Source organism: Enterobacter cloacae complex sp. P16RS2, from assembly GCF_014982155.1.
Lineage (GTDB): Bacteria > Pseudomonadota > Gammaproteobacteria > Enterobacterales > Enterobacteriaceae > Enterobacter > Enterobacter cloacae_M.
The window spans coordinates 71,625-92,952 of sequence record NZ_JADCKW010000032.1 but is presented as its reverse complement, the minus strand read 5'-3'; the positions used below and the strand labels follow the sequence as shown (position 1 = coordinate 92,952).

General features: G+C 57.9%; 12 protein-coding genes. 2 read left to right on the top strand and 10 right to left on the bottom strand.

The genetic code is table 11. The features are described 5' to 3' along the window. Window positions 1-52: 52 nt before the first annotated feature. Window positions 53-2,131, bottom strand: a complete 2,079-nt coding sequence (gene malQ, locus INF68_RS19060; protein WP_126786786.1) for a 4-alpha-glucanotransferase — start codon at window positions 2,129-2,131, stop codon at window positions 53-55. Window positions 2,132-2,140: 9 nt separating this feature from the next. Next, complete coding sequence (gene malP / locus INF68_RS19055) at window positions 2,141-4,534, bottom strand: maltodextrin phosphorylase (protein ID WP_126786785.1); 2,394 nt, start codon at window positions 4,532-4,534, stop codon at window positions 2,141-2,143. Window positions 4,535-5,120: 586 nt separating this feature from the next. On the opposite strand from malP, the gene malT reads away from it, so the two are divergent. After that, entirely contained in the window at window positions 5,121-7,826 is a 2,706-nt protein-coding gene (malT, locus tag INF68_RS19050; protein WP_023309505.1) for an HTH-type transcriptional regulator MalT, read from the top strand. Between the two features lie 98 nt (window positions 7,827-7,924). Here the strand turns inward: malT and INF68_RS19045 are convergent, their stop codons facing one another. Genes INF68_RS19045 through glpE form a run of 3 tightly spaced genes read right to left on the bottom strand, consistent with a single transcriptional unit; the run spans window position 7,925 to window position 9,910 of the window. Beyond that, on the bottom strand, window positions 7,925-8,683 hold the full coding sequence (locus INF68_RS19045) for a DeoR/GlpR family transcriptional regulator (RefSeq protein WP_008503060.1): 759 nt from the start codon (window positions 8,681-8,683) through the stop codon (window positions 7,925-7,927). Between the two features lie 16 nt (window positions 8,684-8,699). Continuing rightward, window positions 8,700-9,530: a rhomboid family intramembrane serine protease GlpG gene (gene glpG, locus INF68_RS19040; protein WP_023309506.1), complete on the bottom strand. Its 831-nt coding sequence runs from the start codon at window positions 9,528-9,530 to the stop codon at window positions 8,700-8,702. Between the two features lie 47 nt (window positions 9,531-9,577). Beyond that, entirely contained in the window at window positions 9,578-9,910 is a 333-nt protein-coding gene (glpE, locus tag INF68_RS19035; protein WP_006177908.1) for a thiosulfate sulfurtransferase GlpE, read from the bottom strand. Window positions 9,911-10,160: 250 nt separating this feature from the next. Here glpE and glpD point away from each other — a divergent pair, with 250 nt between their 5' ends. Then, complete coding sequence (glpD, locus tag INF68_RS19030) at window positions 10,161-11,669, top strand: glycerol-3-phosphate dehydrogenase (protein WP_126786784.1); 1,509 nt, start codon at window positions 10,161-10,163, stop codon at window positions 11,667-11,669. Window positions 11,670-11,758: 89 nt separating this feature from the next. On the opposite strand, the gene glgP is transcribed toward glpD, so the two are convergent. The 5 genes from glgP to glgB are packed head-to-tail and all read right to left on the bottom strand — an operon-like array spanning window position 11,759 to window position 21,127. After that, the gene (gene glgP / locus INF68_RS19025) at window positions 11,759-14,206 is read right to left on the bottom strand and encodes a glycogen phosphorylase (protein WP_126786783.1); all 2,448 of its coding nucleotides are present in this window, start codon (window positions 14,204-14,206) and stop codon (window positions 11,759-11,761) included. A gap of 18 nt (window positions 14,207-14,224) precedes the next feature. After that, window positions 14,225-15,658 (bottom strand): glycogen synthase GlgA, encoded by a 1,434-nt coding sequence (gene glgA / locus INF68_RS19020; RefSeq protein WP_126786807.1) that lies wholly within the window; start codon window positions 15,656-15,658, stop codon window positions 14,225-14,227. Then, window positions 15,658-16,953 (bottom strand): glucose-1-phosphate adenylyltransferase, encoded by a 1,296-nt coding sequence (glgC, locus tag INF68_RS19015; protein WP_023309510.1) that lies wholly within the window; start codon window positions 16,951-16,953, stop codon window positions 15,658-15,660. Before glgC ends, glgA begins: the two co-directional genes overlap by 1 nt. Window positions 16,954-16,970: 17 nt before the next feature. Beyond that, the gene (glgX, locus tag INF68_RS19010) at window positions 16,971-18,944 is read right to left on the bottom strand and encodes a glycogen debranching protein GlgX (protein WP_126786782.1); all 1,974 of its coding nucleotides are present in this window, start codon (window positions 18,942-18,944) and stop codon (window positions 16,971-16,973) included. Continuing rightward, window positions 18,941-21,127, bottom strand: coding sequence for a 1,4-alpha-glucan branching enzyme (gene glgB, locus INF68_RS19005; RefSeq protein ID WP_063408976.1), 2,187 nt, complete (start codon window positions 21,125-21,127; stop codon window positions 18,941-18,943). Before glgB ends, glgX begins: the two co-directional genes overlap by 4 nt. Between the last annotated feature and the right edge of the window lie 201 nt (window positions 21,128-21,328).

Here is a 21,328-nt window from a genome sequence, read left to right as displayed (position 1 = left end):
GTAAGCGTAGCGCCACCGGGCAATAAAAAACCCGCCACTGGCGGGTTTTTTATCACTTCTTCGCGGCTGCTTTTCGCCGCTTGTCCAAATCCTTAATCAGCTTGTTCACCCCGTCATCGGCAAACATCTTCTCAAGCGTTGTGGACAGCTTGCGACGCCAGTTCTTGTACTGATAGCTGGTCCCCGGAATGTTCACCGGCTCCGCCATATCAATCCAGTCTTCAGGCTGCAGGCCCAGCAGCGCGCTATTGCTGTCGGCAATGTAACGCTGCAAACCACGGTTGAGCGTGGAGGTCATGGACATCAGCGACGCCTTATGTCCGGCACGTTTCGGCAGACAGCCCTGCTTGTGCAGCGCATCCAGCAGCCCCTGTTTGGAGAGTTCGCGATCCTGATACAGGCCGCGCAGAACCTCTTCATCAGGATACAGACCCAGCGTTTTACCGAGCGTCAGATCGCCGCTTTCCCAATAGCCACGAAGCGTAGGAAGGTCATGCGTCGTCGCGACTGCCATTGACTGTTCAGGGTACGCTTTCGGCGCGCGGAAGGTTTTCTCATGGTCGTTTTCAAAATAGAGCACTTTATAGGAGTAGACGCCGCTGTCGCGGAGCTTGCTGACAATTTCCACCGGCACGGTACCGAGATCTTCACCGATCACCATGCACTGATGGCGCTTGCTTTCCAGCGCCAGGATCGACAGCAGATCGTCAACCGGATACTGCACGTACGCCCCGTGATCGGCCGTTTCACCGTACGGGATCCACCACAGACGCAGCACGGACATCACGTGGTCGATACGCAGCGCGCCGCAGTTCTGCATGTTGGCGCGCAGCAGGTCGATGAACGGCTCGTAGGCGCGCGCCGCCATGACGTGCGGATCCATCGGCGGCAATCCCCAGTTCTGGCCGAGCGGGCCAAGGATATCCGGAGGTGCCCCCACGGAGGCCTTCAGGCAATAAAGCTCACGGTCGCACCAGGTTTCCGCGCCGCCTTCCGCCACGCCCACGGCCAGATCGCGGTACAGGCCAATCGGCATCTTATAGCCCTGGCTCACCTGCCAGCAGGCGGCAAACTGGCTGTACGCCAGCCACTGCAGCCACAGGTAGAAGTCCACTTCATCGGCATATTTTTTACAGAACGCTTTTACTTCAGGCGTGTCGACGGACTGATACGCTTCCGGCCAGACCGGCCAGCCCCAGCGCATTTCGTCCTCTTTCACCTGATACGCGTGCAGCGCATCAAACGCCGCCTGCCAGTACAGGCTCTCGCCCTCCTGCGTTACAAACTGGCGGAACGCGGCCATCTGCTCGTCATCACGCTGCGAAAAGCCTTTCCACGCCAGACGCAGCGCGGCCATTTTCAGCGCCGTGACGGTGGAATAGTCCACCCAGTCCGCGTCGCGCGCCTGCTTCAGTGCCTGCTGCGTGGTGCTGAGTTTCCACCACGCCTGCGCCTCTTTGCTGTTTTTGAAGTCATCTAACGCGTTAACGTCGATATAAATCACGTTCAGCCAGCGACGGGACGACGGGCTATACGGGCTGGCGCTCTCCGGGTTGGCCGGATAGAGCGCGTGGATCGGGTTGAGCCCGATAAACGCGCCGCCGCGCTCGCCTACATCCACCAGCATCTTTTTCAGATCGCCAAAATCACCGATGCCCCAGTTGCTGTCGGAGCGCAGCGTATAGAGCTGCACGCAGGCACCCCACAGCTTTTTGCCTTCGAGCAACGCCTGCGGCTCGTAGCAGCGTTTTGGCGCGACGATCACCCGGCAGTGGAAACGACGATCGTCCTGGGTGAGCGTTAAGGTGTGATACCCCTCCGGCAGCTTCGCCGGAAGGTTTAACGTTTTGCCGCCGGTGGCGTGGCCTTTGTGCTGATGCCCCTCTTCGGTGGTAAGCAGCCAGCTAAACTCGCCGCGCCCCTCCACCGCCAGCGGCATCTTTTTGCCTGCGGTGAACACCTTCACGTTCGGCACCGGCGCAACCGACGCTTTCGCGTCGGCTTTGTGCATGGCATCCAGCAAACGTCTTTTGGTGTCGGCGCCAATAGACTGCGGTTTGCCGTGCGCATTAATGTAACTGAGGCTGATCCCCGCCGCCTGCGCGGCGCTGTCCAGACGTTTACTCTCCATCGCGCTTCCTTAGCGTTTTGCCTGCCAGATACGGGCCTGATAATCACGGATTGAACGATCAGAGCTGAACATACCGCAGCGGGCAGTGTTCAGAATGCACGCGCGGGTCCACGCCTCCTGGTCGCGATACAGCACGTCGACCTGCTTTTGCGCTTCAACGTAGGCCGTGAAGTCCGCCATTACCAGATACGGGTCACCGCCGTGTTTGTCCATACTGTGCAGCATCTGGTCAAACGCGTGCTTGTCGCCGTCGCTGTATTTACCGCTTTCCAGCTCCTTCAGCACCGCGTCGAGCACTTTGTCTTTCTTACGCCATTTCACCGGGTCATAGCCTTTAGCCTTGATGGCTTTCACCTCTTCCACGGTGTGGCCGAAAATAAAGATGTTCTCTTCACCCACCTTCTCGGCGATTTCGACGTTGGCCCCGTCGAGCGTACCGACGGTCAGCGCACCGTTCAGCGCCAGCTTCATGTTGCCGGTACCGGACGCTTCTTTACCTGCGGTAGAGATCTGCTCGGAAATATCCGCCGCCGGGATCAGCATTTCAGCCGCCGAGACGCAGTAGTCCGGCAGGAACACCACCTTCAGCTTGTCACCCACTTTCGGATCGCTGTTGATCGCCGCCGCCACTTTATTGATGGCGAGGATAATGTTTTTCGCCAGGTAGTAGCCCGGCGCCGCTTTCGCACCGAACAGGAACACGCGCGGCACGCGGTCGGCCTGCGGGTTCTCGCGGATCTCTTTGTACAGCGCCAGAATGTGCAGCAGGTTCAGGTGCTGACGTTTGTACTCGTGCAGACGTTTGATCTGAATGTCGAAAATGGCATTCGGGTTGATCTCAATCCCGGTACGCATTTTCACGAACTCAGCCAGGCGAACCTTGTTCTCCAGCTTGATCGCGCGGTACTGCTCGCGGAATTTCGCGTCGTCAGCCTGTTTTTCCAGGTTGATGAGCTGGTCCAGATCGTTGGCCCACTCTTTCTTCAGGGTCTTATCCAGCAGACCGGCCAGCAGCGGGTTGCACTGCTTGATCCAGCGACGCGGCGTGATGCCGTTGGTCACGTTGTGGAATTTGGTCGGCCACAGCTGGTGGTATTCCGGGAAGAGATCTTTGACCACCAGATCCGAGTGCAGCGCCGCCACGCCGTTCACCGCAAAGCCGCTGACCACGCACATGTTCGCCATGCGCACCTGCTTATCGTGAACCACCGCCAGTTTCGCCCAGACCGCTTTGTTGCCCGGCCAGGTTTTATCCACCAGGGTTTTAAACTGGTCGTTAATCTTGTTGATGATCTGCATGTGGCGCGGCAGCAGCGTTTTCACCAGCTTCTCATCCCAGCGCTCCAGCGCTTCCGGCATCAGGGTGTGGTTGGTGTAGGCAAAGGTACGGCTGGTGATGGCCCAGGCGTCGTCCCAGCTCAGCTGATGCTCGTCGATCAGCACGCGCAGCAGTTCCGGGATCGCAATGGTCGGGTGCGTGTCATTGAGCTGAATCACTTCGAAGTCCGGCAGCTGCGCCAGCTTGCGGCCCGCCAGGTGATGGCGACGCAGAATGTCCGCCACGGAGCAGGCGCACTGGAAGTACTGTTGCATCAGGCGCAGCTTTTTACCGGCCAGGTGGTTGTCGTTCGGGTAGAGGACTTTGGTCAGCTTCTCGGCGTCGATGCCCTGCTGCTCGGCGCGCAGGAAATCGCCGTCGTTGAATTTGGTCAGGTTAAACGGATGCGCGTGCTTCGCCTGCCACAGACGCAGCGGCTGCGCCACGCCGTTACGGTAGCCGAGCACCGGCAGATCCCAGGCTTCACCGGTAATGGTGAACGCCGGTTCCCAGAGACCCTGCTTTGTCACTTTCCCGCCAATGCCAACCTGTACGTCCAGCTGCGCGTTGTGGCGGAACCACGGATAGGTATTGCGATGCCAGTCGTCCGGCGCTTCCATCTGATGCCCGTCGGCAAACGACTGACGGAACAGGCCGTACTGGTAGTTCAGACCATAGCCGATCGCCGACTGGCCGACGGTCGCCATGGAGTCAAGGAAACAGGCTGCCAGACGTCCCAGGCCGCCGTTGCCCAGCGCCGGGTCAATCTCTTCTTCGAGCAGGTCGGTCAGGTTAATGTCGTGTTCTTTGAGGACGTCACCGACGTCCTGATACCAGCCAAGGTTCAACAGGTTGTTGCCCGTCAGACGGCCAATCAGGAATTCCATAGAGATATAGTTCACGTGACGCTGGCCTTTAACAGGCTTCGCCACCGGTTGAGCATCCAGCTGCTCTGCGAGCGCACCGCTCACGGCCTGCCACCACTGGTGAGGCGTCATCTCGTTTGCAGCATGAAGGCCAAAACGCTGCCACTGACGCGTCAGGGCAGCCTGGAATTGAGCTTTGTTGAAGGTAGGCTGTGACATAGGGGATCGGCATCCTTTAGAAAGAAAACACAAGTTGGCGCTAGTGTGCCTGGCTCATTTCCCCTCTTCCTCCTCCTGTGGGGGATTAGACAGGGAGGAGTAGCGGGGATGAGCATAAAAGTGTGATCGAGGCCACTCTCAGAGCATAGTTCGAGCGTGCCCGGAAGATAAAAAAGTAATCGGGGAGAATGTCAAAGAAATGAAATGCAGTTTCGGGTGGGATTAATCCGTTCTGAAATGATTACTTACGTAGAATAATAATTTAGTCATCGGGTTACATCCCCGGAGACTATTACTCTCACTCAACTTTACCCGCACTTTATTGAATTTGACGTCACTATACCTTTCTGAAACCAGTTTCAGCGCAGCGGCAATGTATACAGACAAGCCAGCGGTGACGCGGCGTTACGGCCCTTTCGAGAAAGTTCCAACATTTGCCTGAATGTTTTGTGACAGAGTGCAAATTCAGAACCACAAAACCCAGACATAACTTGCAATAGTTCTCTTTCTGTTCGACCTTATATCGTATTAATTACGAAGCGCAAAAAAAATAAAATCTCTCGTTCCCCACAGTGAAGTGAAACCTATGTTGATTCCGTCTAAATTAAGTCGCCCGGTTCGTCTTGACCATACAGTGGTCCGCGAGCGTCTGTTGGCTAAACTTTCCGGCGCGCATAATTTCCGACTGGCGCTGGTTACGAGTCCTGCAGGCTATGGAAAAACAACGCTCATTTCGCAATGGGCCGCGGGTAAAAGCGATCTTGGCTGGTACTCCCTCGACGAGGGCGATAACCAGCAGGAGCGTTTTGCCAGCTATCTGATTGCCGCCATACAGCAAGCCACCCATGGACACTGCGTCGCCAGTGAGGTGATGGTGCAAAAGCGCCAGTACGCCAGCCTGTCCTCCCTTTTCTCTCAGCTGTTTATCGAACTGGCCGAATGGCATCGCCCGCTTTACGTGGTGATCGACGATTACCATCTCATCACGAATCCGGTGATTCATGAATCGATGCGTTTCTTCCTGCGCCATCAGCCGGAAAACCTGACTTTAGTGGTGCTGTCACGCAACCTGCCGCAGCTGGGCATTGCCAACCTGCGCGTGCGCGATCAGCTTCTGGAAGTGGGCAGCCAGCAGCTGGCCTTTACCCACCAGGAAGCGAAACAGTTCTTTGACTGCCGCCTGACATCACCGATTGAGGCCGCCGAAAGCAGCCGTCTGTGTGATGACGTTGCCGGCTGGGCCACGGCGCTGCAGCTTATCGCGCTCTCTGCCCGACAAAACAACAGTCCGGCGCATCAGTCTGCGCGGCGTCTGGCGGGCATCAACGCCAGTCACCTTTCTGACTACCTGGTGGATGAGGTGCTGGACAGCGTCGATCCATCGACCCGTAATTTCCTGCTGAAAAGCTCTCTGCTGCGCTCCATGAACGATGCGCTCATCGTGCGCGTGACGGGGTGTGAAAACGGTCAGCTGCAGCTCGAAGAGATTGAACGTCAGGGCCTTTTCCTGACGCGCATGGACGATCCCGGCGAGTGGTTTAGCTATCATCCGCTGTTTGGCAGCTTCCTGCGCCAGCGCTGTCAGTGGGAACTGGCGGTTGAACTGCCGGAGATCCACCGCGCCGCTGCCGAAAGCTGGATGGCGCAAGGCTTCCCGAGCGAGGCCATCCACCACGCGCTGGCCGCCGGTGATGCCAGCATGCTGCGCGATATCCTCCTCAATCATGCGTGGGGCCTGTTTAACCACAGCGAGCTGACGCTGCTGGAAGAGTCTCTCAAAGCCCTGCCGTGGGAAAGCCTGCTGGAGAACCCGCGTCTGGTGCTGCTGCAGGCCTGGCTGATGCAGAGCCAGCACCGCTACAGCGAAGTGAACACCCTGCTGGCGCGCGCCGAGCAGGAGATGGAAAGCGAGATGGATACCACCCTGCACGGCGAGTTCAACGCGCTGCGCGCTCAGGTGGCCATTAACGACGGCGACCCGGACGAAGCTGAACGGCTGGCGATGGTCGCGCTGGATGAACTGCCGCTGGCTAACTTCTACAGCCGCATCGTTGCGACCTCGGTGCACGGCGAAGTGCTGCACTGCAAAGGCGACCTCACGCGTTCGCTTTCACTGATGCAGCAAACCGAACAGATGGCGCGTCGTCATGATGTCTGGCATTACGCGCTGTGGAGCCTGATCCAACAGAGCGAGATTTTATTCGCACAGGGGTTCCTGCAGGCCGCCTGGGAAAACCAGGAAAAAGCGTTCCAGCTGATTCGTGAACAGCACCTGGAACAGCTGCCGATGCACGAGTTCCTGTTGCGTATTCGCGCTCAGCTGCTGTGGGCCTGGTCGCGTCTGGATGAAGCGGAAAGCTGCGCCCGCCAGGGTGTGGATGTCCTTTCCAGCTTCCAGCCTCAGCAGCAGCTGCAGTGCCTGGCGCTGCTGGTGCAATGCTCGCTGGCGCGCGGCGATCTCGATAACGCCCGCAACCATCTGAACCGCCTGGAGAACCTGCTCGGCAACGGTCAGTATCATAGCGACTGGGTCTCTAACGCCGATAAGGTCCGGGTGATTTACTGGCAGATGACCGGCGATAAAAAATCCGCCGCCAACTGGCTGCGTCAGACGCCAAAACCGGAATTTGCTAACAACCACTTCCTGCAGAGCCAGTGGCGCAACATTGCCCGCGCGCAGATCCTGCTCGGTGAAATAGAGCCCGCAGAGATTGTGCTGGAAGAGCTGAACGAGAACGCGCGCAGCCTGCGTCTGATGAGCGACCTGAACCGTAACCTGCTGCTGCTGAACCAGCTTTACTGGCAGGCGGGTCGTAAAAACGATGCCCAGCGCGTGCTGCTGGAAGCGCTGCAGCTGGCTAACCGCACAGGGTTTATCAGCCACTTTGTGATTGAAGGTGAAGTGATGGCGCAGCAGCTGCGTCAGCTTATTCAGCTCAACACGCTGCCGGAGCTCGATCAGCATCGCGCCCAGCGCATTCTGCGCGAGATTAACCAGCATCATCGGCACAAGTTCGCGCATTTTGATGAGAACTTCGTTGAACGTTTGCTGAACCACCCGGAAGTGCCGGAGCTTATCCGCACCAGCCCGCTCACCCAGCGCGAATGGCAGGTGCTGGGGCTGATCTATTCAGGCTACAGTAACGAGCAGATTGCCGGCGAGCTGGCGGTGGCGGCGACCACCATCAAAACGCATATCCGCAATCTGTATCAGAAGCTGGGCGTGGCGCATCGTCAGGATGCGGTACAGCATGCGCAGCAGCTGTTGAAGATGATGGGGTATGGCGTGTAGGACCTCTGCGGTCTGATGCCCTCACCCCGGCCCTCTCCCACAGGGAGAGGGAGAAAGTTTTGTAGGTCGGGTGAACGCAGCGCCACCCGACACAAGTCCTAGCATAATTCCAGCTGCAAATTATTATCTTTAATCACCTGCATCACGCCCGCTGGCGGCATCACGTCGGTGTAGACCGCATCCACCATGCTGATGCTGCCCATGTTTACCATCGCATTTCGGCCAAACTTCGAATGGTCCACCACCAGCATCACGTGGCGGGAGTTCTCAATAATCGCGCGCTTGGTGCGCACCTCGTGATAGTCAAACTCCAGCAGCGAGCCGTCGCTGTCGATGCCGCTGATCCCGAGAATGCCGAAGTCGAGGCGGAACTGAGAGATAAAATCGAGGGTCGCTTCGCCGATAATCCCGCCGTCGCGGCTGCGCAGTTCGCCGCCCGCGAGGATGATGCGGAAGTCGTCTTTTTGCATCAGGGTATTGGCCACGTTCAGGTTGTTCGTGACCACGCGCAGGTTCTCGTGATCCAGCAGCGCATGGGCGACCGCTTCCGGCGTGGTGCCGATATCAATAAACAGCGTCGCCCCGTTCGGGATCTGGCTGGCGACCTTGCGGGCAATGCGCTCTTTCTCAGCCGTCTGCGTGGCTTTACGGTCATGCCAGGAGGTATTGACCGAACTGGACGGCAGCGCCGCGCCGCCGTGGTGGCGAAGAATGCGGTTCTGATCGGCCAGGTCGTTCAGGTCACGACGGATGGTTTGTGGGCTGACGGCAAACTGCTCCACCAGCTCTTCGGTGCTGACGTATCCCTGTTTTTTTACCAGTTCGATAATAGCGTCATGACGTTGTGTTTGTTTCATCAATTATCCCTGAGAATTATGTTCGTTTTCGCGCATGGAGCGTGTCGGCAAAGGCCATCGCCAGCCCCACGGCCAGCCCGGCGACGTGTGCACCGTTGGCGATAGACATACCAAACAGATCAAACCATCCGGCAATTAGCCATATTAACGCAAAGGTTATTAATCCGCGCTGCAGATAGATGCCGCTTTCCGGATCGCGCTCCCCGCGAAGCCAGACATAGCCCATCAGGGCGTACACGACGCCCGACAGCCCGCCGAACCACGGCCCGCTGAACTTGTGCTGCACATAGCCGCTGAGCAGGGCGCTGATAAGGGTGATAACGATCAGCTTGCCGCTGCCCAGACGCTTTTCAACGGCGCCGCCGAGATACCACCACCAGAGCAGGTTGAAGAGGATATGCATCACCGAGAAGTGCATCAGCGCGTGGCTAAAGTAGCGCCAGACGTCAAACTCAAGAGATGGGTCATAAGGCCAGGCCAGAGCAATCATCACGCTCTGGTCGCCCACCACGTTCATGATAATGAAGACGATAATGCAGGCCGCCATCAGCAGCAAAGTAAACGGACCCGCGCGCTCGCGGATGGTGGCGAGGAAGGGAAAACGGCTGTAGTGCAATCCGCTGTCGGTCTGCCCGGACTGCCAGCTGGCCGCCAGATAGCGCGGGTCGCCGGGGTTCTCAAGAAAACGCGCCAGCTCTTCGTTTACGCGCGCGGCCTGGCTCTCATCGGCCAGCCAGACGTCGGTCTGGTTATGTTGCTGAATGGTCAGAATAACGCCCTGCGTCGCCATATAGTCGACAAACGCCTGGGCGACGCGCGGGTTGGTAAAAGAGGTGATCATCAACATGGGCAGCGGTCGCTTATTTCCACACAAAAGGGGACAGTATAGCGGGATCAGCGCTCAAAAGCGTATTCCACTTCTGCCGGGAAATGACGATGCCAGGCATCGAAGCCGCCGTCGACGCTGTATACCGCGTCGTAGCCCTGCTGAAGCAGATACTGCGCCGCACCTTTGCTGCTGTTGCCGTGGTAGCACATGACCATTACCGGCGTCTCGAAGTCGTTATCGCGCATAAACGCGCCCAGCGTGTCGTTAGTGAGATGAAACGCGCCCGGCGTGTGGCCCATCGCAAAACTCTGCGGATCGCGGATGTCCACCAGCACCGCTTTTCCCTGGTGCATCTTCTGGTGGGCTTCTTCTACGTTAATACATTCAAACTGATCCATGGTGTTCTCTTTCTGTTGTTCAGGTTGGGTGCGCGCTGATGCCCTCACCCCAGCCCTCTCCCACGGGGAGAGGGAGAAAAGTTAGTCGCACTATTTTACCCCGTAGTGTACGTCCTGGCGGCGGGTAAACGCCATTATGTTATCCATATCACTCTAAATTGTTTTTTTGATGTTACCAAAAGCGCGTTCCTTTGCTATTATGAGCGATATCGAACATTTCTGAGCTTTAACGAAAGTGCATGAGGGTGTTATGGAAACCAAAGATCTGATTGTGATAGGCGGTGGCATCAACGGTGCCGGTATTGCGGTCGATGCCGCAGGACGCGGTTTATCCGTACTGATGCTGGAAGCTAACGATCTCGCCTGCGCGACGTCGTCCGCCAGCTCCAAACTGATTCACGGTGGCCTGCGCTACCTGGAACACTACGAATTCCGCCTGGTCAGTGAAGCACTGGCCGAACGTGAAGTGCTGCTGAAAATGGCACCGCATCTGGCTATTCCGATGCGCTTCCGCCTGCCCCATCGCCCGCATCTGCGTCCGGCGTGGATGATTCGAATCGGTCTGTTTATGTACGATCATCTGGGTAAACGCACCAGCCTCCCGGGTTCGAAAGGTTTGCGTTTTGGCTCAGAATCGGTCCTTAAGCCTGAAATCGTGCGCGGTTTCGAATATTCCGACTGCTGGGTGGACGATGCGCGTCTGGTGCTGGCGAATGCCCAGATGGTTGAGAAGAAAGGCGGCGAGGTGAAAACCCGCACCCGCGCGACCTCTGCCCGTCGTGAAAACGGCCTGTGGATTGTGGAAGCGGAAGACATCGATACCGGCGAGAAATTCAGCTGGAAAGCACGCGGCCTGGTGAACGCTACCGGCCCGTGGGTGAAGCAGTTCTTCGACGACGGCATGCATCTGCCTTCGCCGTACGGCATTCGCCTGATCAAGGGCAGCCACATTGTGGTGCCGCGCGTGCATACCCAGAAGCAGGCCTACATTCTGCAGAACGAAGACAAGCGCATCGTGTTTGTGATCCCGTGGATGGACGAATTCTCGATCATCGGTACCACCGACGTGGAGTACAAAGGCGATCCGAAGAACGTCGAGATCGATGAGAGCGAAGTGAACTACCTGCTCAAAGTGTATAACGCGCACTTCAGGAAGCAGCTGTCACGCGACGATGTGGTCTGGACCTACTCCGGCGTGCGTCCGCTGTGCGATGACGAGTCTGATTCACCGCAGGCGATTACCCGCGACTATACGCTCGATATTCACGACGTTGACGGTCAGGCGCCGCTGCTTTCCGTGTTTGGCGGCAAGCTGACCACCTACCGCAAGCTGGCCGAGCACGCGCTGGAAAAACTGGCGCCGTACTATAAAGGCATTGGCCCGGCTTGGACCAAAGGCGCGGTACTGCCCGGCGGTGATATCGGCGACAATCGCGATGATTACGCCGCCAAACTGCGCCGTCGCTTCCCGTTCATCACCGAAGGGATGGCGCGCCACTATGCCCGCACCTACGGCAGCAATACCGAGCTGTTCCTGGGCGATGCGAAGGACATTGCGGATCTGGGCGAGCATTTTGGCCACGAGCTGTACGAAGCCGAGCTGCGCTATCTGGTTGAGCACGAGTGGGTTCGTCGTCTGGATGATGCTATCTGGCGTCGTACCAAAGAAGGGATGTGGCTCAACGCCGAGCAGCAGTCTCGCGTGGCGCAGTGGTTGCTGCAAAATGCGGGGAAGCGTGAGCTGTCGCTGGCGTCGTGATACGATCGGTGCGGGCTGTTGCCCTCACCCTCTCCCACAGGGAGAGGGAACAAACACTAAAAACGGCAACCGAGGTTGCCGTTTTGCTTTTATAACCTCACCGGATCAATATGCCAGATCGTCTCGGCATACTCCTTGATGGTCCTGTCGGACGAGAAATAGCCCATATTGGCGATGTTAAACATCGCGGCGCTGGTCCACTTCTCCTGCTGGCGATACAGTTCGTCCACCTTATCCTGACAGTCCACGTAGCTGCGATAATCCGCCAGCACCTGGTAGTGATCGCCAAAGTTAATCAGCGAATCCACCAGATCGCGATAGCGGCTCGGTTCATCAGGGCTAAACACGCCGGTCGCGATCTGCGTCAGCACCTGGCGTAACTCTTCATCCTCTTCGTAATATTGACGTGGCGAGTAGCCTTTCCTGCGCAGCGCCTCCACCTCTTCCGTCGTATTGCCGAAGATAAAGATATTTTCTTCGCCCACGTGCTCCAGCATCTCGACGTTCGCCCCGTCAAGCGTACCAATGGTCAGCGCGCCGTTGAGGGCAAACTTCATGTTACTGGTGCCGGAGGCTTCCGTACCCGCCGTGGAAATCTGCTCAGAGAGATCCGCCGCCGGGATGATCATCTGCGCCAGGCTCACGCTGTAGTTCGGAATGAACACCACCTTCAGCTTGTCGCCAATGTCCGGATCCTGGTTGACCACCTTCGCCACGTCGTTGATGAGATGAATAATGTGCTTCGCCATGTAGTAGGCGGAAGCCGCCTTACCGGCGAAGATCTTCACGCGCGGCACCCATTCGGCCGTTGGATCGGCCTTGATGCGGTTGTAATGGGTGATCACGTGCAGCACGTTCATCAGCTGACGCTTGTATTCGTGGATGCGTTTGATCTGAACGTCGAACAGCGCTTTCGGATTTGCCACCACGTTGAGGTGCATCGCCAGCCAGACCGCCAGACGCTTTTTGTTCAGCAGCTTGGCTTCGCGCACGGCTTTGTTCACCGTCGGGAAATCAATATGCTGTTCCAGCTCGCTCAGCTGGCTCAAATCGGTACGCCAGGTACGGCCGATATTCTCGTCCAGCACCTCAGAGAGCGGCTGGTTGGCCAGCGCCAGCCAGCGGCGCGGCGTGACGCCGTTGGTCACGTTGCAGAACCTCGTCGGGAAGATCTTCGCGAAGTCCGCAAACAGCGACTGCACCATCAGGTTCGAGTGGAGCTCGGACACGCCGTTGACCTTGTGGCTGATGACCACCGCCAGCCAGGCCATGCGCACGCGGCGACCGTTCGATTCATCAATGATGGACGCGCGGCTCAGCAGCCCGGTATCGTTCGGGTACTGCTCCTGCAGGGTCTTGAGGAAGTAGTCGTTAATTTCAAAGATAATCTGCAGATGGCGCGGCAGGATTTTGCCGAGCATGTCTACCGGCCACGTTTCCAGCGCTTCGCTCATCAGCGTGTGGTTGGTGTAGGAGAATACCTGACAGGTCACTTCAAACGCGTCATCCCAGCTGAACTTATGCTCGTCAATCAGCAGGCGCATCAGCTCCGGAATGGAAAGCACCGGGTGGGTGTCGTTAAGGTGGATCGCGGTTTTCTCCGCCAGGTTGGCGTAGGTTTTGTGCAGCTGATGGTGGCGGCTGAGGATGTCCTGAATGGTCGCCGAAACGAGGAAATACTCCTGACGCAGGCGCAGCTCGCGGCCGGAGTAGGTCGAGTCATCCGGGTACAGCACGCGGGACACGTTCTCGGAGTGGTTTTTGTCTTCCACCGCCGCAAAGTAGTCCCCCTGGTTGAATTTACCGAGGTTGATTTCGCTACTGGCCTGGGCGCTCCACAGGCGCAGCGTGTTGGTGGCATCGGTGTCATAGCCGGGGATAATCTGATCGTAGGCCACAGCCAGGATCTCTTCCGTTTCTACCCAGCGGGATTTTTTGCCTTCCTGCTGAATACGTCCGCCAAAGCGCACCTTGTAGCGCGTATTGTGGCGCTTAAACTCCCAGGGGTTGCCGTACTCCAGCCAGTAGTCCGGCGACTCTTTCTGGCGCCCGTCGACGATGTTCTGTTTGAACATACCGTAGTCGTAGCGAATACCGTAGCCGCGGCCCGGCAGCGCCAGCGTCGCCAGCGAGTCGAGGAAGCAGGCGGCGAGACGCCCCAGGCCGCCGTTGCCGAGGCCCGGGTCGTTCTCTTCGTCGATCAGCTCTTCTAAATCTAACCCCATCTCTTCCAGGGCGGTTTTGACGTCGTCATAAATACCGAGCGACAACAGCGCGTTGGAAAGCGTGCGGCCAATCAAAAATTCCATCGACAGGTAGTAAACCTGACGCGTTTCCTGCGAGAGCTGGGCGCGGTTTGAGCGCAGCCAGCGTTCAACTAAGCGGTCACGCACCGCAAACAGGGTGGCGTTCAGCCACTCGTGTTTGTTGGCGATAACCGGATCTTTCCCGATGGTGAACATCAGCTTGTAGGCGATGGAGTGCTTTAACGCCTCAACGCTGAGCGTGGGTGAAGAGTAGCTAAATGGAGCGTTCATATCAGTAACTTCGCCTCGTTACATCAAGCGTTGATAGAGATCGCGGTATGACTGCGCCGCGACATGCCAGCTAAAGTCCATGGACATCGCCTGACGCTGAACGTAACGCCAGAGCGATGGACGGGACCACAAGACGAAAGCACGCCGAATCGCCCGAAGCAGCGACCAGGCATTACTGTCCTCAAAGACAAACCCGCTGGCGATACCGTCCGCCAGGTTTTCCAGAGAGCTATCGGATACGGTATCCGCCAGTCCGCCCGTACGGCGTACCAGCGGCAGCGTGCCGTATTTCAGGCCGTAAAGCTGCGTCAGGCCGCAGGGTTCGAAACGGCTCGGCACCAGGATGACGTCCGCGCCGCCCATAATGCGGTGCGAGAACGCTTCGTGGTAGCCAATCTGCACGCCCACCTGCCCCGGATGTTCCGCCGCGGCGGCAAGAAAACCTTCCTGCAGCACCGGGTCGCCCGCGCCGAGCAGCGCCAGCTGCCCGCCCTGCTCCAGTAAACCGGGCAGCGCCTCCAGCACCAGATCCAGCCCTTTCTGGCTGGTCAGGCGGCTGACCACCGCGAACAGCGGCACTTTGTCGTTAACCTTCAGGCCCATCGCAATCTGCAGCTGGCGTTTGTTTTCCGCTTTGTCTTCCACGGAATCACGGCCATAGCGCGCCGCCAGCAGGAGATCGGTTTCCGGGCTCCAGATCTGTTCATCCACGCCGTTCAGAATGCCCGACAGGCGACCTTCGCGGTGGCGCTGTTGCAGCAACCCTTCCATGCCGTAGCCAAACTCCGGCTGGGTGATCTCACGCGCGTAGGTTGGGCTCACCGCCGTGATGTGATCGGCGTAGTACAGCCCGGCTTTCAGGAACGAGATCTGCCCGTTAAATTCCAGCCCGTGCATGTTATAGAACGATAATGGCAGATCGATTTCACTCATGTGATGGGCATAGTACATCCCCTGATACGCCAGGTTATGCACGGTAAAGACCGATTTGACCGGATGGCCGCGCGCCGCGAGATACGCCGGGGCAAGCCCGGCGTGCCAGTCGTGCGCGTGCACCACATCCGGGCGCCAGAACGGATCCAGCCCCGTCGCCATTTCTGCCCCGACCCAGCCGAGCAGCGCAAAGCGCAGCACGTTATCGGTGTAGGCGAACAGGTTCGTATCGTGATACGGGCTGCCCGGTCGATCGTATAAGTGCGGCGCGTCGATCAGGTAAATCCCTACGCCATTGTAATGTCCAAACAGCAGGGTGATGCGTCCGGCGAAGGTCTCACGGCGGGTCACCACTTTTGCATCGGGAATACCGCGCCGGATATCCGGAAAGGCGGGCAGCAGGACTCGGGTATCCACGCCTCCGGCGATTTGCGCCGCCGGTAATGCACCCAGAACATCTGCCAGACCGCCCGTTTTTAACAACGGGAACATCTCAGAACATACATGTAAAACCTGCATCATCGCTCCTGTTTGATCTGCAGCTTCCGCAACATTTCCCGTGTGACTAACACGATCCCCTCTTCCGAACGATAGAAACGACGCGCGTCTTCTTCCGCGTTCTCACCAATCACCATCCCTTCTGGAATGACGCAGGCACGATCGATAACGCAGCGACGCAGACGGCACGAGCGCCCTACCCAGACATCAGGCAGTAAGACTGCCGAATCGATATTACAGAATGAATTTATCCGCACGCGGGGGAACAGCACCGACTGCACCACCACCGAGCCTGAAATAATGCACCCGCCGGACACCAGCGAGTTCAGCGTCATACCGTGGCTGCCGGAGCGGTCCTGCACGAATTTGGCCGGCGGCAGCGATTCCATATGGGTACGAATCGGCCAGTTCTGGTCGTACATATCCAGCTCAGGCGTGACTGACGCCAGGTCGAGGTTCGCTTTCCAGTACGCTTCCAGAGTTCCCACATCGCGCCAGTAAGGTTCCGCATTGGGATCGGACTGCACGCAGGACAGCGGGAAAGGATGTGCATACGCCATGCCAGCTTTCGTGATTTTCGGAATGATGTCTTTACCGAAGTCGTGGCTGGAGTTTTCGTCTTTGTCGTCATCTTCCAGCAGCTCATAAAGATAATCTGCATCAAAGACATAAATCCCCATGCTGGCGAGCGATTTGGTGTCATCGCCGGGCATGGTTGGCGGGTTCGCCGGTTTTTCAACAAAGTCGATAATTTTGTCGTCGGCATCCACATGCATCACGCCAAACGCCGTCGCTTCAGCAACGGGCACAGGCAGACACGCTACGGTGCAGCGCGCCCCTTTTTCGACGTGGTCGATGAGCATGTGGGAGTAATCTTGCTTGTAGATATGGTCCCCGGCGAGGATCACGATGTATTCCGCGCTGTAGCGACGAATGATGTCGAGGTTCTGCGTCACCGCATCCGCCGTTCCGCGGTACCAGTTCTCGCCGTGGACGCGCTGCTGAGCGGGAAGGAGATCGACAAACTCGTTCATCTCTTCGCTGAAGAATGACCAGCCGCGCTGGATATGCTGAACCAGCGTGTGCGACTGATACTGCGTAATGACGCCAATACGGCGAATGCCCGAGTTGAGACAGTTGGAGAGCGCAAAGTCGATGATACGGAACTTACCACCAAAGTGAACAGCCGGTTTCGCGCGCTTGATGGTCAAATCTTTCAGACGGGTACCACGTCCACCCGCAAGTATCAGGGCAACCGTTTTTAATGGTAGCTGGCGCGCCAACATTAAGGGATCGTTCTTCTCTAATCTAACCATGACTAACTCCTTTTTTATCATCTTTGGAATACGCACACTCCGTGCGCAGGCCCGTGCCAGACAGCCATTACTACCGGATTATCCGCTCCGGCAAAGGGGGGAACAGCTCGCCATTCCCCTTCAGGTAAAACAATCTCTGCGACGTCATCCGTCGCGTTCAGCGTGACCAGCCATTTATCCGACAGCAGGATTTGCAGGCGTGGTACGCCGTGTTGCCACTCTTGCGCGCTTAACGGTTGCGCGTCTTGATTCAACCAGCGAACGTTGCCGTCACCCTCATCCCACCAGCGGTCGGCGGTCAGCGCGGGGATCTGCTGGCGAAGATGGATCAGCGCAGCGGTAAAATGAATCAGCCCGCTGTTGGCTTCACCCCAGTCGAGCCAGGTTAACGTGTTGTCCTGGCAATACGCATTGTTGTTACCGTGCTGGCTATGGCCGTGTTCATCGCCTGCCAGCAGCATCGGCGTGCCCTGCGACAATAAAAGCGTTGTCAGCAAAGCATGAACGCTGGCGCGTCGCCGCTCGATGACGTCCAGGCTTCCGCCTAACCCTTCTATACCATGATTAAAGCTATGGTTATTGTTAGTGCCATCGCGATTCTCTTCGCCGTTTGCCTCATTGTGTTTCTGATTGAAACAAACGCAGTCCCTGAGCGTAAAACCGTCGTGTGCCGTCAACAGATTGACGGTGGCCGACGGGCGTTTGCCGTCGCGCTTAAAGAGATCGCTTGAAGCGGCAAAGCGTCCGGCGAACTCCCCCAGCGACAGATTCCGTTCCAGCCAGAAGCGGCGCGCGGCATCGCGGTAGTGATCGTTCCACTCGGCAAACAGCGGCGGGAAATTCCCGACCTGATAACCACCTTCCCCGATGTCCCACGGCTCCGCGATGAGCTTCACCTGCGAAAGCACCGGACAGTTTTTTATCGCCTCAAACAGCGGAGCCTGCTGGGTGAACGCCGGCGTGCGCCCCATTACGGGCGCCAGGTCGAAACGAAAACCGTCGACGTGGAACGTTTCCACCCAGTATTTCAGGCATTCATAAGCAAAATGCGTGACCGCCGGATGGCTGAGGTTGAGCGTGTTACCGCAGCCGGTCCAGTTCTCATAATCGCCATCCTGCCTGATCCAATAATAGCTACGGTTATCAATTCCGCGCATGGAGAGCGTCGGACCGTCGAGATCGCTTTCAGCACTGTGGTTCAGCACGACGTCCAGAATGACCTCAATGCCCGCCGCGTGGAGCGCCTTCACCGCATCGCGAAACTCGTCCCGCGCCTTTTCCGGATGGGCGGCATAGCGCGGCTCAAGCGCGAACATCGCCAGCGGGTTGTAGCCCCAGTAGTTGCTAAGCCCCAGCCGCTGCAGACGCGGCTCGCTGGCAAAATGGGCGACGGGAAGCAGTTCCAGGGCGGTGATGCCGAGGTGCTTCAGGTAGGCGATCATGGTGGGATGCCCGAGCGCCTTATAGGTGCCGCGCATCTCTTTGGGGATCGACGGGTGAAGGTAGGTCAGCCCTTTGACGTGGGCTTCATAAATGACGGTATTGCCCCACGGCGTCTGCGGCGGGGCATCGTCTTCCCAGTCATAAAGATCGTTCACCACCACGCTTTTTGGCGCGACGGGCGCGCTGTCGCGGTGGTCGGGCTCGCCGTAGCCCACGTGGAACAGCGGGTCGTCTTTAAATTCACCGTCCACGCGGTGCGCGCACGGATCAATCAGCAGCTTCGCCGGGTTAAACCAGTGGCCCTGCGCCGGCTCCCACGGACCGTGCACGCGAAAGCCATAGTGCATGCCTGGCCGTCCCCCGGCCAGGTAGCCGTGCCAGGTATCCCCCGTGCGCGTGGGTAAATCGTAACGGTGCTCGTTACCTTCCCCGTCAAACACGCACAGTTCTACCCGCTCAGCATGAGCGGAAAAGAGGGTGAAATTGACACCCTTTCCGTCAAAACGCGCGCCGAGCGGTTCGGGTTCACCTGCCGTAAGCTGCGTCATTCGCCCTCCCGCATCAGCCAGATGGTGCCAAGCGGCGGCAGCGTCAGGCTCAGGGAGTTGGGTCGCCCGTGGCTTTCGATGGCGTCGCTCTGGACCAGCCCGCCGTTACCGGCGTTGCTGCCGTGATAGTGCATCGAGTCGGTATTCAGGATCTCGCGCCATTTGCCCGGCTGGTTAATGCCGAAGCGGTAGTGTTCGCGCGGCACCGGCGTGAAGTTGCTGGCGACGATGATTTCGTTACCCGCTTTGTCACGACGCACAAAGACAAACACCGAGCGCTCGTGGTCGTCCACTACCAGCCACTCAAAGCCGTACGGATCGAAGTCGAGCTCGTGCAGCGCTTTGTGGTGGCGGTAGGTCAGGTTCAGGTCGCGCACCAGACGCTGCACCCCGTGGTGCCAGTTGTCGCCTCCTTCCAGCAGGTGCCAGTCGAGGCTGGCGTCGTGGTTCCACTCGCGTCCCTGTGCGAACTCATTGCCCATAAACAGCAGTTTCTTGCCCGGGAAGGCAAACATCCAGCCGTAGTAGGCGCGCAGGTTGGCAAACTTCTGCCACGCGTCGCCCGGCATGCGGTCGAGAATGGATTTTTTGCCGTGCACCACTTCATCATGCGACAGCGGCAGCATGAAGTTTTCGGTGTAGTTGTAGAGCATCCCGAACGTCAGCTTATCGTGATGATATTTACGGTGAACCGGATCCAGCTTCATGTAGTCGAGCGTGTCGTGCATCCAGCCCAGGTTCCACTTATACCAGAACCCCAGGCCGCCTAATGACGGCGGACGGGAGACGCCCGCAAAGTCGGTCGACTCTTCCGCCATGGTCACGGCACCGTCCACCTGTTCGCCGATAATGCGGTTGGTATTGCGCAGGAATTCAATCGCTTCCAGGTTTTCACGCCCGCCAAACTCGTTCGGGATCCACTCGCCCTCTTTGCGGCTGTAGTCGCGGTAGATCATCGACGCCACCGCATCGACGCGCAGGGCGTCAATACCAAACCGCTCGATCCAGTACAGGGCATTCCCTACCAGGTAGTTTGCGACCTCACGGCGACCGTAGTTGTAGATCAGCGTGTTCCAGTCCTGGTGATAGCCTTCGCGCGGGTCGCTGTGCTCGTACAGCTTCGTGCCGTCAAACTCTGCCAGCGCGAAATCATCCGCAGGGAAATGGCCCGGCACCCAGTCGAGGATGACGTTCAGCCCGGCGGCGTGCGCGGCATCAATGAAATAGCGGAAGTCATCGCGCGTGCCAAAGCGGCGCGTTGGCGCATACAGCCCGGTGGGCTGATAGCCCCAGCTGCCGTCGAACGGGTGCTCGTTGACCGGCAGCAGCTCAAGGTGGGTAAAGCCCATCCATTTGGCATAGGGCACTAGCTGGTCGGCAAGCTCACGGTAGCTGAGCCAGAAGTTGTTATCGGTGTGGCGACGCCAGGAGCCAAGGTGTACCTCATAGACGGAGATGGGCGCGTCAAAGCGGTTGGCCTGTTTACGCTCCTCCGTCTGGACGACCTTCTCCGGCAGGCCGCAAATCAGCGACGCGGTATCCGGGCGCATCTGCGCTTCGAAGGCATACGGGTCGGCTTTAATGCGCAGCTTTCCGTTGGCGTCGATCATCTCGAATTTATAAAGCTGCCCGGGGTGCGCTCCGGGGATAAACAGCTCCCAGATGCCGCTTTCCCGGCGCAGGCGCATCGGGTGGCGGCGACCGTCCCAGTAGTTGAACTGGCCGACAACGGAGACGCGCTGGGCGTTAGGTGCCCACACGGAGAACCGCGTGCCGGTAATGCCGTCCATGGTATCGGCATGGGCACCCAGGGTTTCATAAGGGCGAAGATGCGTTCCTTCGGAGAGCAGCCAGGCGTCCATCTCTTTAAGCAGAGGGCCGAAGCTGTAAGGATCGTCAATCAGGTTTTGCTGACCGTGCCAGAGAACGGCGAGCTGATAGCGAAAAGGGTTTTTACGGCGGGGCATTACGCCCGAAAAGAAGCCACGGGAATCGAGGCATTCAAGATTACCCACCTTGCGGCCGGTTTTGGGTTCAATCACCCAGACTTCTGTGGCATCCGGTAACAGTGCCCGAACTTCAAGGCCATCCTCAGTTTGATGCATCCCAAGCACAGAAAAGGGGTCAGCAAAATGACCCGCAATAAGCGCATTAATCACGTCTCTATCCACACGATCGGACATGGTATTCATCCTGTTTTTTATGTCGTCCTTTTTAAGCGCTCCGGGACGACTTTTAATGTGACCTGAACGGGACAGCACAAAAATGTGCATCCATTCTGCTCCGTTCGAACCTCAGGTAAGAAATGACTCTTCCTTAAAGCATAGCCAACGCTCTAGATGACTCCTGATAAAAAATAAGACATACGCGTGTTACTCCATGTA